This window comes from Neobacillus rhizophilus (assembly GCF_018343535.1).
Taxonomy (GTDB): Bacteria; Bacillota; Bacilli; order Bacillales; family Cytobacillaceae; genus Neobacillus; species Neobacillus rhizophilus.
In genome coordinates this window covers 36,379-52,751 of the sequence record NZ_JAGYPF010000005.1, presented here as the reverse complement: position 1 = coordinate 52,751, position 16,373 = coordinate 36,379, and the positions used below count along the sequence as shown (strand labels likewise).

Genomic DNA, 16,373 nt, shown 5'->3' with positions numbered 1-16,373 from the left:
GTTTTTCTAGTTCAACCGCCGTTTCGGGTACGTAGCTCCTTTCTACGTGACCATTTTTCTAGTTCAACCGCCGTTTCGGGCACGTAGCTCCCTTCCACGTGACTGTTTTTTCCAGTTTTAAATAATATTTTTCCCATAAAAAATCTCGTCCATTTCAAACTTAATTCGCTCCGTAATTTCTATAACCTCATCAGGTGACAATCTATCTTTTGTATAGCCAAATAAATAATGATTAAGGTCAAATTCCCTCAGCTTACATTTGGTGTGAAAAATGTTCTCTTGATAGACATTCACGTCAATCATATCAAACATTTCGCCGACGTCCTCAGGAATATAATTTTGGATGGAGCTAATTTCATGATCAATGAACAGCTTATATCCATCCTTATCACGCGTAAAGCCTCGAACACGGTAATCGATTGTCATCACGTCCGTTTCAAAGGAACGGATTAAATAATGGAGCGCCTTAAGAGGCGAAATCTCTCCGCATGTAGAAACATCTATGTCTGCTCGAAATGTGCTGATTCCCTCGTCAGGATGATATTCAGGGTATGTATGAACCGTAATATGACTTTTATCTAATTGGAGGACTACAGATTCCATCAACGGACCAGGTGATTCCTCAAAGATTTCAGACGGCGCATTTTCAACCGGGCCTTCCGATACTAAGATCGTGACACTTGCTCCCGCAGGCTCGAAATCCTGACTCGCGATGTTTAATACATGTGCTCCTATAATGTCTGCTACATCCTTTAATATCCCAGTTAACCGCTCGGCACTGTATTGCTCATCGATATATTTTAAATATGCTTCCCTCTCTTCTCTTGTTCTCGTATAACAAATATCATACATATTAAAACTTAATGATTTCGTCAAATTATTAAAGCCGTGTAATTCGATGCGTTGTTGATGTGTTAATTTCATTTCACTTCCCCCTAAAGACCTTTTTCGCTTATAAATAATATTAATTTACCCATTAATCCTCATTTTTATGGGAATTATCAATTAGAAACAGGTGCAAAGTGTTGCCACTGTTTTATTATTTTGAAGAAAACCCTAATTTTTTTCAAATTTCGGAGGAAAATAATTGAAGGATTGACAATGAGGTGAAGAAATGAAAAAAAGGTTTTTGATTGTATTGATATTCCTAATACTAATGCCGAACCTTGCGAGAGCAGAACCAATAAGCAACAAGGTGAAGGTTGCATTTGTAAGGGATGGTTTTCTCTGGACAAAGATAGATGGAAAGGAAGAGAAAATTACAAAAGAGCCGGCAAAATATCCATATCCGCCCCAATGGTCTCATGATGGCAAATGGATTGTGTATCAAGTGGAACCTAAAGAGAAACTTAGTCCTAATGTAGAATTCCAGACGGAGATTTGGGTATACAATATTGAAACGAAAAAACATAAGAGAATAACTCTAGATGGCACTAATCCGAAATGGTCCCCAGTGGAAAACCTTGTTGCTTTTAAAAGCGGCGGTGTCTTAAATGTCTCGAATCTTGAATCTTTTTATAATATTGCCCTAGGTGTGGGAGACTACAATTGGTTTCCGGATGGACGGTCCTTCATCACAAGCTCAGGGGCTTCCCTAAGGCCTGATGGATGGACCAACCCTGTTCTCTATAAGATTGGGCTTGAAAGGAATTTAGACAAAATCACCAGCCTCACTAAAAATGTGAACAAGTTTTACACCATTCCCAGTGAATTGAAAAAAGGGGACGTCAGTTTGTTAGCAATTGATGCTACCGATTTCAAATTTTCTCCTGATGGAAAATGGATTTCCTTTGTGGTCAGCCCTACTGCCTCTTGGTCAATGGATAGCAATTTGGTTTGTGTTATCTCGTCCGATGGGCAAACGTTCGAAGTTTTAGACGAAATTATTTGGGAAGTGGGGACACCAAAATGGGCGTTTCTACAAAATCGGATTGGATATATTGCGGGAGGCGGGAGAATTGTCTCCGGCTTTAAGAACAAAGATATGAAGGTCACAGACCTGCCTGCCTTTCAAACCACCAGCCTGACACCAGCCCATTTTGCAGAATTAGGCTTCACTTGGAAGGATGATCATTCTCTCTATGTATCAAGGGTAAAAGAAAGCGAATGGTCAAATAATCCAAATCAGCGGCCTGATCCCTCGTTATTCATTATAAAAATCGGTGATTCATCACAGAAACAAATTACCTATCCGCCAAAGGACTATGGAGATTACGATCCAATATATCTTCCGACAGCTGGTAAACTAACTTGGCTGCGTTATCAAGATATAGCCATGACAACAAGAGATTTATGGATTTCAGACCCTGATGGCAACAACGCCAAGGTATGGATTAAAAACGTCGGGGGCTATGCTTTTTTCGAATAGAAAACCTTATTTATAATAATTATAATTTAGTATTGATTATAATATTAAATATGTTATAATTAAAACAGATAGAAAAACAGGAGGAATGCTAAATGACACTGGAGAAAGTTCTTAACCAACAAATCGCAAACTGGAATGTATTATATACAAAGCTTCATCGTTTTCACTGGTATGTAAAAGGGCATGACTTCTTTACATTGCATGCTAAATTTGAGGAATTATATGAAGAAGCAGCAGCAACCATTGATGAATTTGCCGAGCAATTACTAGCCATCGGGGGCAGCCCCGTTTCAACTTTGAAAGAATACTTGGAATTGGCAACAATCAAGGAAACAACCGAAACTTTAAATGCTGAAGAAATGGTTCAATCAATTGTAAAGGACTTCACACAAATCATTGATGAACTTCAAGATGGAATGGAAACTGCTGAACAAAAAAATGACGAAGTAACCAGCGATATGTTCCTAGGTCTGAAAGGTAAACTTGAGAAACATAACTGGATGTTAAAAGCCTATTTAGGTGCATAATCAATAAAAAGAGGACAAGGCATAATTGCTTTGTCCTCTTTCTATCAAGGTTTATAATTTATTCCCAGCGATGAAATAATCATCAATAATGTAAAAATGAGCAGAAAGATGTTAAGGGAAAGTCCCCAGATGGCATACAATCTCGATCTTTTTAATGTAAATAGACCAATGACTCCAAGAAAAAATCCCACAATCGGCAGCTGAATAATAAAGACTCCAGGGAATACTTTTTCTTTTATTAACAGAGCCACATTTAAACCGGCCAATGATATAAGTGCAACCAAAAAAGAAAGAAATCCTGATATGGTGGGGAGTCGTCTATCCCCCCTTTTTTTCTTTACTCCCAGTTCCATAGTTTCACTTCCCCCACTTTCAACGCGCGAATTTCCTTTATGTTTTGCAGTTTTCTTAATTCTTCTGTTGGGCCAGTGATAACAGCTCCATAAACATTTATACCTTGTTTTTTAATATAGGCCAGCCGACTTTTAAGGGCTAATGATTTGGCACGAGCCACTTTTTCAGCAACCGGTTGATTTTTCTCGAGCAGTGATAAAATGTCCAAGAACACTTCTTCATTTGTTTGGTCATAGGATCTAAATGGAGACCATATGGTTGGATCATACTGTGCTGGGTAGCCGAGCGGCGTAATTGGCACCCCTCCTTTATCTACCTGGGCAGCTTCCATTCCCGTATCAACAGCCAGCCAACGAAGCTCCATATTTTTTGGCAATTGCTTTTGTAACACATCCGGCTTCATTAATTCGTTTAATGACACATAGACTTCAGCAACTGTTCCGTCCGGCAGCTTATTTAAAATGTCCCATTGATCTGTTTGATTAAATGGAATGGAGGCTTTCGGGTGAAACAACACTTCGGTTTCCTTGTCAGGAATTTCAGGCAGTGGACGGTCTAAAAGCATATTCTTCTTTGGAAAATTAGGATGGTCTAGAAAAAAATCAAGTTTATAGTTTCCCGCCCGATAATCCTCTTTGCCGATTCGTTTAAAAACATCAAAAGTGATATTCATTGAAAAAAAGCCAACTTCGTCTTCCAGCTTTAATTTCTCCAAACCCATATTAGGTTCAGTAACATATATCGTTTTTGTGACCACATCAATTAGGTGATCAGCACGGCCGCCGATTGCATAATACAAATAGGTTGTTAAAGTCATGATAGGAACGATTAGTAATAGAATGGCAAGGCTAATCATAATATTTGTTCTTCGTGCCATATTTTTTCCGATTGTCACAATTTCAGTTTGACTTTTTTTAGAATAAGATTGTATTTCACTTACTTCATTCAGTGTTTCGTTTAGAAGTTTTTGATAATCATCTTCAAATTGATTCTTATCTTCGCTCATCTAACTACTTCCTTTCTTTCACTTTTTCCATAACTTTTTTCCGTCCCCTATGTAAATGGCTTTTCAGTGTATTTAAGTTCATTTCCAAAATTTCTGCCGCCTCACTGTAAGAAAGCTGGTGTAAATCGCATAGCAGCAGAACATGCTTTTCCTGTTCCTTTAATGAGTGAATATCATTAATCAATAATTGAAAACTCTCTTTTTCCAGCAATCTTTTTTCCGGCGTTTCTTTAGATGAATGCCGCTCCTCCTTAGGTTCCTGAATGACAAACCGTTTATTTTTCCTTAGCAAATCAATGAAGGCATGGTAGGCGACCTTAAACAGCCACGCGCGGATATTCGAGATTTCATAGTCCTCTAGATGTAAATAGGCCCGGTAAAAGGATTCTTGAACCAAATCCTCAGCGATAAAATGATCCTTTGAAAGGGAGTAAAGATATCTGTATAAATCATTTACATTGTCGCGGTATACTTGATCTAACTCCAACTTTGTTCCCCCTTTCACCATAACCACGTTTAACGATAGCAAAAGGTTGCAGTTTTGGAAAATTTTTTAATTTCCAAACAAAAAATAAAAGCAGCCCAAATTGAGCTGCTTCATGTCACCTGATAACTTTTTAATAATTCTACTTCTTCATCCGTCAGTTCCCGGTATTCTCCGAGTTCAAGTGTTTCATCAAGTTGCAAGGGTCCCATTGAAATGCGCTGTAAATAAACGACTCTTTTGCCCACAGCTTCGAACATTCTTTTCACTTGGTGAAACTTCCCTTCGGTAATCGTCAACTCGATGTCTGAGCGGATACCGGATTTTATGATTTTCAGTTCGCCTGGCTTGGTCAAATATCCATCATCTAGGACCACACCTTTTGCGAAGGCCTTCACATCGTCCTCTGTTACCTCACGATCAATTACCGCAAAATAAGTTTTCGGAACATGCTTTTTCGGAGACAATAGCCGGTGTGCCAATTGACCGTCATTCGTAATCAACAGCAAGCCCTCCGTGTCCTTGTCGAGGCGGCCGACAGGAAACGGTTCATACACCTGATCCTCAAGTTCCAACAAGTCAATCACTGTCTCATCAGCGTTATCCTCAGTTGCAGATATAACTCCTGGAGGCTTGTTCATCATTAAATAGATAAATTCTTTGTATTCAATCACTTCACCGTTTAATGTCACGGTTTGTGTATTTGGATCCACATGCTGCTTGGCATCCTTGATGACAACATCATCTACTTTAACTGCGCCATTTTTCAGAAGCTGTTTGACTTCCTTACGGCTGCCAAAGCCAAGATTGGCGAGCATTTTATCAATTCTCAACAGCTTTTCTCCTTCCAAATAATTTTAATTTGGATAGTAGACGGTCTACTCTATTTCCAAATAAGCGGCGGGCCAGACCCGATTTTAATCCAAGGTAAAAATAAATACCAGCGCCAACGGCTGCACTTATTAAAATAATGGCCACAGATTGAACCTTTGATTCTGGTGATAAAAATAACAATAAAACTCGATAAACAACTTCGGTGCCAACCCACATCAGTCCGGCAAAAATGGCAATCAATAAGCTTCTCCGCCAAACCAGCCGGAAAGGATATTTGGCAAATTTCTTAATGACAATGATATTAATGATTATGGAGGCTGAGTAGCCAAGCGTTGTTGCCAACACCGCCCCTTTTATTTCCATCAGCTCAATCAGTGGTATATTTAAGGTTAATTTGATTAATAAGCCGACAAGCAAACTCAATATCGTAAAACGCTGTTCATTGATTCCTTGCAGGATTGCGGCTGTTACAGAGTAAAGCGAAAACAATATCGCAACGGGCGCATATGTGCTTAAAACTCCCGCGCCCAATAAATTATGTTCATAAAACGCCGTATAGACAGGCTCAGCCAGCAAGGAAAGCCCGATTGCTGCCGGCAACGTCAAAAACAAAAGCACTTGAAAGGTTTGGTTCAACTGATGATTTAAACTTTTTCCATTCCCCTCCACAAATGCCTTTGTGATGCTTGGGACAAGCGCCAAGGAAAAGCCTGTTGCCAAAGAAACAGGGATAATGACGATTTTATGCGATTCAAAATTCAAAATAGAAAAATATGCTTCTGCCACTTTCTTTTTCCCAATCGCTTCCATGGCTTGGGTAAAAGTAAATTGATCGATCGCCTGGAATAAAGGATTGGCAATCCCCACCAAAACGAACGGGAAGGCAGAAATAAAAATTTCCTTATAGATTTCCTTAATGGAGATGTCCATTGTTCCTTTATCATGGGTAAGAAGCTCGTCTAAGTAGGGCTTTCTCTTATACCAATACCAGAATAAAACAAGTAAGCCGCCGATTGCCCCGGTAAAGGCAGCAAAAGTTGCAACACTGACGGCGGTAACCATTTTTCCATGAAAAACTTGAAGGACGATATAGGCCCCCAAAAGCGTAAAGGTAATCCTGACAATTTGCTCGACAACTTGTGAAAGAGCCGACGGTCCCATTGACTGATGTCCCTGAAAGTATCCTCTGATCAGACTCATGAACGGAACGACAATTAAAGCGAAGCTGACGGCGCGCATGACGGTCGTCACATTTTCTAAATCCGCTTTTTCATCGCCAATACTCATTTCTGCCAACATTGGCGCGGCAAGATACATGATTAAAAAAGCAACAATACCGGTAGTCAGCATTATAACCAATCCGGATTTAAACAGCTTCCTGCCAACCGCATACTCTTCGAGTGCATTATATTTGGAAATAAATTTAGAAACAGCCAGCGGAACTCCGGCCGTTGCAATACTAATAAAAATGGTATATGGGACATACGAAAATTGGTAAAGAACTGTCCCTTCCCGGCCAACTATTTGAAAGAATGGAATAACATAAATAAGTCCGAGAATTTTTGACAGAATTGTTCCAACCGTTAATATAAAGGTTCCTCTTAATAGCTTAGATTGCATAGAATCCCTTCCTGCTTGCAGAAATACGAGCACATATTTTTTAAATGTAGGCAAAAAAAAATTCGACGTTTTTTGCACACTATTGATAGTTTACAACTTCTTCTCCTTCGATGCTACTCACAACCAAAGCAAATTTGTGAAAAGTCGTTTATTTTCCTTATGATATGCTTATAATGAAGTGAATATATTTTAAGTTGGTGTATATATGGAATTTGATTGTATAGTCATAGGCGGCGGGCCATCAGGACTCATGGCAGCCATCGCTGCAGGTGAAAAAGGCGCAAAAGTATTGTTAATTGATAAAGGGGACAAACTTGGCCGAAAGCTTGCCATTTCCGGCGGCGGGCGCTGCAATGTCACGAATCGCCTGCCCGTTGAAGAAATCATTAAGCATATTCCAGGAAACGGCAAGTTTTTATATAGTGCTTTTTCGATTTTTAATAATGAAGATATCATCCGCTTCTTCGAAGGATTGGGAATTGTCTTAAAGGAAGAAGACCATGGGCGGATGTTCCCGGTAACAGACAAAGCCCAGTCAGTCGTCGATGCACTGTTAACTCAATTAGAAAAATTACAGGTCAAAATATTTAAAAACTGCGCTGTCGCCGAGGTCCTATATGAAAACGGACAAACCGCAGGAGTCTTGTTAAGGGACGGACAAACGATTACCGCGAAATCGGTTGTAATTGCAGTTGGAGGCAAATCGGTTCCCCATACAGGGTCAACCGGGGATGGCTATTCCTGGGCAGAGAAAGCCGGCCATACCATTACAGATTTATTCCCAACCGAAGTGCCAGTAACTTCTGCTGAGCCTTTTATTAAAAATAAAACCCTCCAAGGTTTGTCATTGCGGGATATTGAATTAAGTGTTTTAAACCCAAAAGGTAAACCCTTAATTTCCCACCGAATGGACATGATTTTTACCCATTTTGGCATCAGTGGGCCGGCCGTTCTTCGCTGCAGCCAGTTTATTGTCAAGGCGATGAAAAAGTGGAATTTAACCCAGGTAACAGTGAGTCTCGATGCTGTCCCTGACCGCAACGAGGAAGAGATTTTTCAAGAGATTATGAAGCTTGTAAAAGCCGAACCGAAAAAAAGCATCAAAAATACGTTAAAAGGATTATTACCCGAACGGTACCTGTTATTTCTGCTCGAACAAAACGAGATTGATACTTCGGCGCAGGGCGGAACGATTGCTCACGAAAAAATTCGCAGTTTCGCCAAGAGCTGCAAGCAGTTCGAATTTAAAGTGAATGGAACGCTCTCAATCGAAAAGGCATTCGTTACAGGCGGCGGTGTCTCTGTCAAAGAAATAGACCCAAAAACGATGGGTTCCAAGCTTATGAATGGTTTATATTTTTGCGGAGAAATCCTTGATATCCACGGATATACGGGTGGATACAATATTACTTCTGCACTTGTTACTGGAAGACTGGCCGGGACCAATGCAGCCCTTTGCGCCAAATAAAAATGGGCCTGATTCTTCATGTCAGGCCCGATAAATAATCATCGCCGAAAAACAATAAATTTGATCCTCTTCTTCTTCTTCCTGGAAAGCAGCGACATTATATTTAATATCCAAGAGACTTTTTTCATCCAATCCCCTTAAAAAGCGATTCATTTCCTTCTCCAAATCCTTCTCATGTTCACGGTCAAACAGCTTTACCTGAATCATTGGACTCTCCCTTTCTTTTTTTCTATCATTATGACCATTTTTTCAAAATTTTAAAAATTAACTCCCGACCAAAAATTAAGATGAAGTTAAGGTTAAGCCTATACACTTCTTTTTGTAGGTTACTTCAGAAAGGAGCGATTCACATGGATAAAAAACAAAAGATCTCCTGGGGAGTTAGCTTGGGAGTTTAGCATTAGTAGCAGGAATGAAATGTTTGAGTGGTACCTAATACGTACGACAGGAACTATTGCCTATGTATTGCTTTACTTATCTGTCATGATCGGTCTTTACACACAAGTACAGAAAAAACGAAAGCAAAAAATTGCTGTACCTTTAATCTGGCATGGATCGTTGTCGAACTGGGCTTTTATCCTTACTTTAGGACATGTCGTCATTACACTTATTGATAAGTATATGTCATTTCAGTGGTTCGAAGTGCCGATTCCATTTCAAACAGACTATCAGCCAATCCCAATGGCACTAGGCATACTTGCCCTCTACTTCTTGATTTTAACCATAGTAACATCAAAAGCCCGGAAAGCAATCGGCTATCAAGCTTTCCGGAAAGTACATGCTTTAAACCCGATTCTGTATATTTTTACAACCATGCATGGACTCATAATGGGTTCCGATTTTCAAGGGGTTATTGTAGCAGCTGTAAACCTTCTTCCGTTTATGGTTTTTGGGATTTTGCTATTAAAAGATAAAAAGGAACTTGACGCTCCATATTCATAAAAAAACCGATTCCAAAAAGGAATCGGTTATTCTGTTTCACCCGTCCACTCAAGCATGCCGCCCACCATGTTGCGGACCTTATATCCTTGCTCGTGCAGGTAATGGCAAACATTTCCACTTCGACCACTGGAACGGCAGATAAATATATATTCTTTGTCTTTATCAAAATAATCGAGATGTGCCGGGATATCGCCCATTTTGATATGCTTGGCACCTGGAATCATGCCCATAGCAACCTCGTGGTCTTCCCTGACATCCACCATTTCAGGCTTTTCTCCTGCTTCAAGCTTCTTTTTCAATTCCTCAGTAGTGATCGTTTTGATTTCTTCCATCTTATCCATCCCCTTCAAAAGAGGCTGCCCCAAGGACAGCCTCCTATAATATTAGTTAGCGACAATGTTCACAAGTTTTCCTGGTACCGTGATAACCTTGCGGACGGTTTTTCCTTCAATCTGTTCCTTTACGCGGTCATCATCCATTGCGATACCTTCAAGAGCTTCCTTGCTGGCATCAGTTGGAACTAACAGTTTTGCTTTTACTTTACCGTTAACCTGAATCACGATTTCAACTTCGTTATCCACTAACTTCGCTTCATCATATGCAGGCCATGCTTCATAGGAAATTGTATTAGTATGACCTAATTTTTCCCAAAGTTCCTCAGCAATATGCGGTGCCACTGGTGAAAGAAGCTTGACGAGGCCTTCGATGAAATGCTTTGGCAGAACAGTTGCTTTATACGCTTCGTTAATGAATACCATCATCTGAGAGATTGCGGTGTTAAAGCGTAATCCTTCGTAATCCTCGGTCACTTTCTTCACTGTTTGATGGTAGACTTTTTCAAGGCTGGATGCCTCTTCGTTTGGCTGAATTTTCGGATTCAACTCACCGTTTTCCTCCACCAGCAAACGCCAGATTCGATCAAGGAAGCGGCGGGATCCATCCAAACCGTTTGTGGACCAAGCGATTGAAGCATCAAGCGGTCCCATAAACATCTCGTATAGGCGAAGCGTATCTGCACCGTGGGTATTGACGATGTCATCCGGATTGACGACGTTCCCTTTGGATTTACTCATTTTTTCATTATTTTCACCAAGAATCATTCCTTGATTAAACAGCTTTTGGAATGGTTCCTTGGTTGACACTACGCCGATATCATACAAGAACTTGTGCCAGAAGCGTGCGTACAGCAAGTGAAGTACGGCATGCTCGGCACCGCCGATGTAAATATCAACTGGAAGCCATTGCTTTAATTTTTCCGGTGAAGCCAAAGCTTCCTTATTGTCTGGATCAATATAGCGCAAGAAGTACCAGCAGCTGCCAGCCCACTGCGGCATCGTGTTGGTTTCACGGCGGCCCTTTTTGCCTGTGACTGGGTCAACTACATTTACCCAATCCTCAATATTAGCAAGCGGCGATTCACCTGTTCCGGACGGTCTGATTTCGGTTGTTTTTGGCAGCATTAATGGAAGCTCTTCATCCGGTACGGCTGTCATGGTGCCGTCTTCCCATTGAATAATTGGAATCGGTTCACCCCAATAACGCTGGCGGCTAAACAACCAATCGCGTAGACGGAAGGTTACCTTTTTCGTGCCGATTCCCTTTTCCTCAAGCCAGGAAATCATCTTTTTAATCGCATCTACTTTGTTCAAACCATTTAAAAAGTCGGAATTGACGTGATCTCCATCACCTGTATAAGCCTCTTTTTCAACATCGCCGCCAGCAACAACTTCTTTAATTGGCAGGTCGAATTTTTTCGCAAATTCATAGTCTCGTTCGTCGTGCGCAGGAACAGCCATAATCGCACCGGTACCGTAGCTGACTAATACATAATCGGCAATCCAGATTGGCATTTTCTCACCATTTGTAGGATTGATTGCGTAGGCTCCAGTGAATACCCCTGTTTTTTCCTTCGCAAGGTCGGTACGCTCAAGGTCACTCTTTGATTTTACTTTATCTAAATAAGCTTCAACAGCAGCCCGCTGTTCAGCTGTTGTAATCTTATCAACTAAAGCATGCTCAGGAGCAAGCACCGCATAAGTTGCACCAAATAGTGTATCAGGACGGGTAGTAAATACCGTGAAAGTTTCATTATGTCCATCGATTTGGAACGTAACCTCTGCACCCTCGGAACGGCCAATCCAGTTGCGTTGCATTTCTTTTAAGCTTTCTGGCCAGTCAAGTTCTTCAAGGTCTTCAAGCAGACGGTCTGCATAAGCAGTAATTTTTAAAATCCACTGTCTCATTGGACGGCGCTCAACCGGATGGCCGCCGCGTTCACTTTTTCCATCAATGACTTCTTCGTTGGCTAAAACAGTTCCAAGTGCCGGACACCAGTTGACCGGTACTTCATCAACATAGGCAAGACCTTTTTCCCATAGCTTCAAGAAAATCCATTGTGTCCATTTATAGTACTCAGGGTCTGTAGTATTGACTTCGCGGTCCCAGTCATAAGAAAAACCAAGAGACTTAATTTGTCTGCGAAATGTGTCAATGTTTTTCGCAGTAAATTCGGCCGGGTCATTGCCTGTATCTAGAGCGTATTGCTCAGCAGGCAGCCCGAATGCATCCCAGCCCATTGGGTGAAGGACATTATAGCCCTGCATCCGTTTCATCCGTGAAAGAATATCCGTTGCAGTATAACCTTCCGGGTGCCCCACATGCAGTCCGGCCCCTGACGGATATGGGAACATATCTAAAGCGTAGAATTTCCGTTTTCCCGGATCTTCGCTTGTTTTAAATGTTTTTTCTTCTTCCCATTTTTTTTGCCACTTCTTTTCGATTTGTTGATGATCGAAACTCATATCTGTAATCCTCCTTAAAAAATAAAAAACCTCTCATCCCCAACAGGGACGAGAGGACTGTATGTATCTTCCCGCGGTACCACCCACATTAGTGCAATGCACTCGCTTCATTAATCCTTAACGCGGAAAACGGCAAACATTACTTTTCATTCATGCCTGCAACTCCTAGGCGAGTTCATGACCCTCCCGGTTGACTTTCACCAGCCGTCAACTCTCTAAATACGGGACTTAAATCACTACTACTCCTACTCACTGTTATTGAAATATAAATATAACGTAATTGTATTAAATTTTCTAACAGTATGCAAGTAAACTTGAGCCCATTTTCATGGTTGACAGGGAAACTACATTTTAAACATCAAAACCACAGTCAATCTGCTGTGGTTTTGGTTGCGGAAAGTATTTATAAAGCTTTTGCAGTTACCTGCTCTTGCGTTTTCAAATGACGGTCATACATTAGCGTGGTAACGATTGCGATGATAAATAATCCGATTAAGATTGTGAATAGGGCAGACATGCTGTATAAATCAACAATGATGCCACCAAGGAGCGGTCCAATCATTCTCCCGCCGGTCGCGGTGCTGTTCACAATGCCTTGATAAAATCCTTCCCGGCCCTTAGGAGCAAGGGCGAAGGCTAAGGTCGGCACCGCCGGCCAAACGAACATTTCCCCAATTGTCAAAATAATCATCGCGGCTAGGAAGCCGGTAAAAGCACCCGCATTTCCAGCAACTATAAATGAAATGATAAAGATGGCGATTCCGATCAGGATTTGCACCTTAAGGGAAGCACTAAGATGTTTTAAAATACTATTTAAAACAGGCTGCCCCAATACGATTAATGCCCCGTTTATCGTCCATAACAAGCTATATTGTGTGAGGGTGATATTGATTTCCTGCGTATAGGAAGCAATTGTTGTAGTCCACTGGACATACGCAACCCAGCATAATAAATATCCCGCACTAATAATAAGTAAAGCTTGCAGGTTGGCTTTGCTTTTTATGGTTTTAACTGTTTCAGTGTTAGCTTCTTTTTTAACTGATTCAACCACAATTCCTTTATATCCAAAAACCGCGATAAGTAAAAAGATCACATACATGATGGTATTGGCCAGGAAGATTAGTTGGAAGGAATAATCGGCAACAATGCCGCCTAAAGCAGTACCAACAGCAACCCCGAGGTTTTGCGCAACATAGAGGGCATTAAAGGATTTTCGGCCGCCTTCTCTCCAAACCGAACCTGCCATGGCATACATCGAAGGAAAAATAATGCCGGTCCCAAATCCAACAATGGTCAAAAAGAAAACATAGGATGGCCAGCTATGCCAGATGGTTAATCCCACCAAGGCTAGAAGCGAAATTCCAATTCCCAAAAGAATCGATTTATAACCGCCTAATTTATCATATAAATTTCCGCCAAACAGATTTCCGATAACAGTGGCGCCTGCATTTAACATCAGAACAATTCCGGCAACCGAAAGGGACTTACCTAAATAATCGTGAATATAAATTGTATTTAAAGGCCATAAAAAAGAAGAGCCTATTACATTCACTGCCATCCCAATGATTAAAAGCCATAAGGCACGTGGCATGAAAAACGCTCCTTTGATTAAAAATATTTCGATATCCTTGGTAAATTTTAGCCCTTTTTCAGTTGTAGCGCAATCATTTTTGATTACCATTTTTCGCATGGAAGAGATTATGAAAAAATTGATTCGTAGAGGTTTTTGTAAATGGAAAAAATCCCTCAACAATACGTTGAGAGATTTTGGCAAATTTATGAAGATTGATTATTTTCCTGGTGGAATTTCGATTTTACAGGCTGGCCGCCAGTTTGTTCATACTTCTTTTTAGCTTGTTTAATGATGTCTGCATCTTGTCCAAACTCAATATCCTGATTGTTAATTCCGTTCCGCGTTTTTTGTTCAGGGTTTTGCTGTTTTGAACGTTTTTTCAAAACTGTTCTCCTCCTCGGGTCCCTTGTAAAATCAAACTATTTTGCAGCTGCTGAACCTGCAGTCTCATTCTGTGCAACTGTTCCCGCTGTTGCCCATTAGCGCTATGAGCCATTGTACAAATATCCTGATACGTCTGCTCAAGATTTTGCAGCGCCGTCGTATAATCATTATCATTGTAATGTTCCTGAAGACTGCTTTGCTTATACTGCTCCTCGGCGTGGCGAAGACAATCCTCCACCTGCTGTGTTAGGTTTTCCATTGAATCGCGAGTAGCCATGTAAGAACCCCCTTCTTGATATGGCGCAACCTAAAATCACTAATTGAAGCGCACTGCTTCATTTCTTATTTTGTTCCTCAATCTTTTTCCTATTACACGATTGAATTGATAAATCCTGGCAGTGATAAATACAGTTGGATAAGCATTATCTTCATGATAAAATTTACTTTATGCAAAAAATATAAAGGAGTTTTACTGAATGCTTCAGACAAAACCTTTTCCATATGCAACTGATGATAAGCGTTACCATACATGGAACTATCACCTGCGCCAGCAATTTGGGCACAAGGTGTTTAAAGTAGCCTTAGACGGCGGCTTTGACTGCCCGAATCGTGACGGTACTGTTGCCCACGGCGGTTGTACGTTTTGCAGCGCCGCAGGTTCAGGCGATTTTGCAGGAAACCGGATCGAAAGCTTGGAGAAACAATTCAACGATATAAAAACAAAAATGCACACGAAATGGAAAGACGGCAAATATATGGCCTACTTCCAAGCATTCACTAACACCCATGCTCCTGTCGAGGTCCTTCGTGAAAAATACGAAACGGTTCTTAAGCAGGAAGGAGTGGTAGGTTTGTCGATTGCTACACGGCCTGACTGCCTTCCAGATGATGTTGTGGAATACTTGGCCGAACTAAATGAAAGAACTTATCTGTGGGTTGAGCTTGGGCTGCAAACTGTTCACGAACGAACCGCCGGGCTCATCAATCGTGCCCATGATTTTCAGTGTTATGTTGATGGTGTGGCCAAATTAAGAAAGCATGGCATTAGAATTTGCACCCATATTATCAACGGACTCCCTCTTGAAACCTATGACATGATGATGGAAACCACGCGAGAGGTCACAAAGTTGGATGTGCAGGGCATTAAAATCCACCTTCTGCATCTGTTAAAAGGAACACCAATGGTAAAGCAATATGAAAAAGGAATGCTCGAGTTTTTATCAAAAGAAGACTATGTAAACTTAGTATGTGACCAATTGGAAATTTTACCGCCGGAAATGATTGTTCACCGAATTACCGGTGATGGACCAATTGATTTAATGGTTGGACCGATGTGGAGCGTTAATAAGTGGGAAGTCTTAAACAGTATTGATGCAGAATTAAAAAGACGGGACAGCTGGCAAGGAAAGTTTTTTCAACAGGAGTTTGTTGACCGATGAAAATGGAAAGAATTCTTCCCTATGCCAGAAAACTACTTCAAAAAGCAGTTAGCGAAGGTGATATAGTTGTGGATGCGACATTAGGGAATGGGCATGATACTGTATTTCTCGCTAACCTGGTTGGAGAAAGTGGCCATGTTTTCGGTTTTGATGTTCAGGAACAGGCAGTCCAGGCTGCTCAAGAACGATTAAAAAAGCAAGGGCTGTCAGAAAGTGCCACTCTTTTTCACGCCGGTCATGAAAAATCCGCCGAGCTAATACCAGCGGTTTATCACAGTAAGATTACGGGTGCTGTTTTTAACCTCGGCTACTTGCCTGGCAGCGACAAAACGATTGTCACTCAGCCCGAAACAACCCTCACCGCAATTGAACAATTGCTTGAACTGATGGCTCCTGAAGGAATTATCGTTCTTGTTATATACCATGGTCATGAAGGAGGCGCGATTGAGCGCGATGCCCTTTTGGAGTACTGCCGCAGCCTGGACCAAAATATAGCCAATGTCCTGCAATATCAATTCATCAATCAAAAAAACAATCCGCCATTTATTGTTGCGATTGAAAAAAAATAGGAAA

General features: G+C 41.0%; 18 protein-coding genes and 1 other annotated feature. Of the genes, 6 read left to right on the top strand and 12 right to left on the bottom strand.

Going from position 1 to position 16,373, the window contains the following annotated elements; all coding sequences use genetic code 11:
* Positions 1 to 117: 117 nt before the first annotated feature.
* Complete coding sequence (speD, locus tag KHA99_RS23125; protein ID WP_213119857.1) at positions 118 to 924, bottom strand: adenosylmethionine decarboxylase; 807 nt, start codon at positions 922 to 924, stop codon at positions 118 to 120.
* Between the two features lie 190 nt (positions 925 to 1,114).
* Here speD and KHA99_RS23120 point away from each other — a divergent pair, with 190 nt between their 5' ends.
* Together KHA99_RS23120 and KHA99_RS23115 are read left to right on the top strand one after the other, a co-directional pair.
* A complete protein-coding gene (locus KHA99_RS23120; RefSeq protein ID WP_213119856.1) occupies positions 1,115 to 2,368 on the top strand; it encodes a TolB family protein in 1,254 nt (417 codons plus the stop codon).
* A gap of 92 nt (positions 2,369 to 2,460) precedes the next feature.
* Complete coding sequence (locus KHA99_RS23115; RefSeq protein ID WP_213119855.1) at positions 2,461 to 2,895, top strand: Dps family protein; 435 nt, start codon at positions 2,461 to 2,463, stop codon at positions 2,893 to 2,895.
* A gap of 44 nt (positions 2,896 to 2,939) precedes the next feature.
* Here KHA99_RS23115 and KHA99_RS23110 read toward each other — a convergent pair whose 3' ends face one another.
* The 5 genes from KHA99_RS23110 to KHA99_RS23090 all read right to left on the bottom strand — a co-directional run bounded on the left by KHA99_RS23110 (position 2,940) and on the right by KHA99_RS23090 (position 7,193).
* Entirely contained in the window at positions 2,940 to 3,248 is a 309-nt protein-coding gene (locus KHA99_RS23110) for a hypothetical protein (protein WP_213119854.1), read from the bottom strand.
* On the bottom strand, positions 3,233 to 4,255 hold the full coding sequence (locus KHA99_RS23105) for an anti-sigma factor (protein ID WP_213119853.1): 1,023 nt from the start codon (positions 4,253 to 4,255) through the stop codon (positions 3,233 to 3,235). The genes KHA99_RS23110 and KHA99_RS23105 overlap by 16 nt, the downstream gene beginning before the upstream one ends.
* A gap of 4 nt (positions 4,256 to 4,259) precedes the next feature.
* Complete coding sequence (locus tag KHA99_RS23100; RefSeq protein ID WP_213119852.1) at positions 4,260 to 4,742, bottom strand: sigma-70 family RNA polymerase sigma factor; 483 nt, start codon at positions 4,740 to 4,742, stop codon at positions 4,260 to 4,262.
* A 110-nt stretch (positions 4,743 to 4,852) separates the two neighbouring features.
* Positions 4,853 to 5,572: a pseudouridine synthase gene (locus tag KHA99_RS23095; RefSeq protein ID WP_213119851.1), complete on the bottom strand. Its 720-nt coding sequence runs from the start codon at positions 5,570 to 5,572 to the stop codon at positions 4,853 to 4,855.
* Positions 5,562 to 7,193, bottom strand: coding sequence for a putative polysaccharide biosynthesis protein (locus tag KHA99_RS23090; RefSeq protein WP_213119850.1), 1,632 nt, complete (start codon positions 7,191 to 7,193; stop codon positions 5,562 to 5,564). Before KHA99_RS23090 ends, KHA99_RS23095 begins: the two co-directional genes overlap by 11 nt.
* A 205-nt stretch (positions 7,194 to 7,398) precedes the next feature.
* On the opposite strand from KHA99_RS23090, the gene KHA99_RS23085 reads away from it, so the two are divergent.
* Entirely contained in the window at positions 7,399 to 8,661 is a 1,263-nt protein-coding gene (locus KHA99_RS23085) for a BaiN/RdsA family NAD(P)/FAD-dependent oxidoreductase (protein WP_213119849.1), read from the top strand.
* A gap of 21 nt (positions 8,662 to 8,682) precedes the next feature.
* Here the strand turns inward: KHA99_RS23085 and KHA99_RS23080 are convergent, their stop codons facing one another.
* A complete protein-coding gene (locus KHA99_RS23080; RefSeq protein WP_213119848.1) occupies positions 8,683 to 8,868 on the bottom strand; it encodes a sporulation protein Cse60 in 186 nt (61 codons plus the stop codon).
* 210 nt (positions 8,869 to 9,078) lie between these two features.
* Between KHA99_RS23080 and KHA99_RS23075 the strand changes: the two genes are divergently transcribed.
* A complete protein-coding gene (locus KHA99_RS23075; protein WP_213119847.1) occupies positions 9,079 to 9,603 on the top strand; it encodes a ferric reductase-like transmembrane domain-containing protein in 525 nt (174 codons plus the stop codon).
* Positions 9,604 to 9,629: 26 nt separating this feature from the next.
* Here KHA99_RS23075 and KHA99_RS23070 read toward each other — a convergent pair whose 3' ends face one another.
* The 5 genes from KHA99_RS23070 to KHA99_RS23050 form a co-directional block, all read right to left on the bottom strand.
* Positions 9,630 to 9,935 (bottom strand): rhodanese-like domain-containing protein, encoded by a 306-nt coding sequence (locus tag KHA99_RS23070; RefSeq protein ID WP_213120635.1) that lies wholly within the window; start codon positions 9,933 to 9,935, stop codon positions 9,630 to 9,632.
* A 51-nt stretch (positions 9,936 to 9,986) separates the two neighbouring features.
* Positions 9,987 to 12,404, bottom strand: coding sequence for a leucine--tRNA ligase (leuS, locus tag KHA99_RS23065; RefSeq protein ID WP_213119846.1), 2,418 nt, complete (start codon positions 12,402 to 12,404; stop codon positions 9,987 to 9,989).
* 41 nt (positions 12,405 to 12,445) lie between these two features.
* Positions 12,446 to 12,666 (bottom strand) — a binding site (T-box leader).
* Between the two features lie 141 nt (positions 12,667 to 12,807).
* Complete coding sequence (locus KHA99_RS23060) at positions 12,808 to 13,995, bottom strand: MDR family MFS transporter (RefSeq protein ID WP_213119845.1); 1,188 nt, start codon at positions 13,993 to 13,995, stop codon at positions 12,808 to 12,810.
* A gap of 185 nt (positions 13,996 to 14,180) precedes the next feature.
* Positions 14,181 to 14,360, bottom strand: coding sequence for a glycogen biosynthesis protein GlgD (locus tag KHA99_RS23055; RefSeq protein ID WP_213119844.1), 180 nt, complete (start codon positions 14,358 to 14,360; stop codon positions 14,181 to 14,183).
* Complete coding sequence (locus KHA99_RS23050) at positions 14,357 to 14,638, bottom strand: YtzC family protein (RefSeq protein WP_213119843.1); 282 nt, start codon at positions 14,636 to 14,638, stop codon at positions 14,357 to 14,359. The genes KHA99_RS23055 and KHA99_RS23050 overlap by 4 nt, the downstream gene beginning before the upstream one ends.
* A 199-nt stretch (positions 14,639 to 14,837) precedes the next feature.
* Between KHA99_RS23050 and mnmL the strand changes: the two genes are divergently transcribed.
* Together mnmL and mnmM are read left to right on the top strand one after the other, a co-directional pair.
* The gene (mnmL, locus tag KHA99_RS23045) at positions 14,838 to 15,800 is read left to right on the top strand and encodes a tRNA modification radical SAM protein MnmL/YtqA (protein WP_213119842.1); all 963 of its coding nucleotides are present in this window, start codon (positions 14,838 to 14,840) and stop codon (positions 15,798 to 15,800) included.
* Positions 15,797 to 16,369, top strand: a complete 573-nt coding sequence (gene mnmM / locus KHA99_RS23040) for a tRNA 5-(aminomethyl)-2-thiouridylate-methyltransferase MnmM (RefSeq protein ID WP_213119841.1) — start codon at positions 15,797 to 15,799, stop codon at positions 16,367 to 16,369. The genes mnmL and mnmM overlap by 4 nt, the downstream gene beginning before the upstream one ends.
* The last annotated feature ends 4 nt before the right edge of the window (positions 16,370 to 16,373 follow it).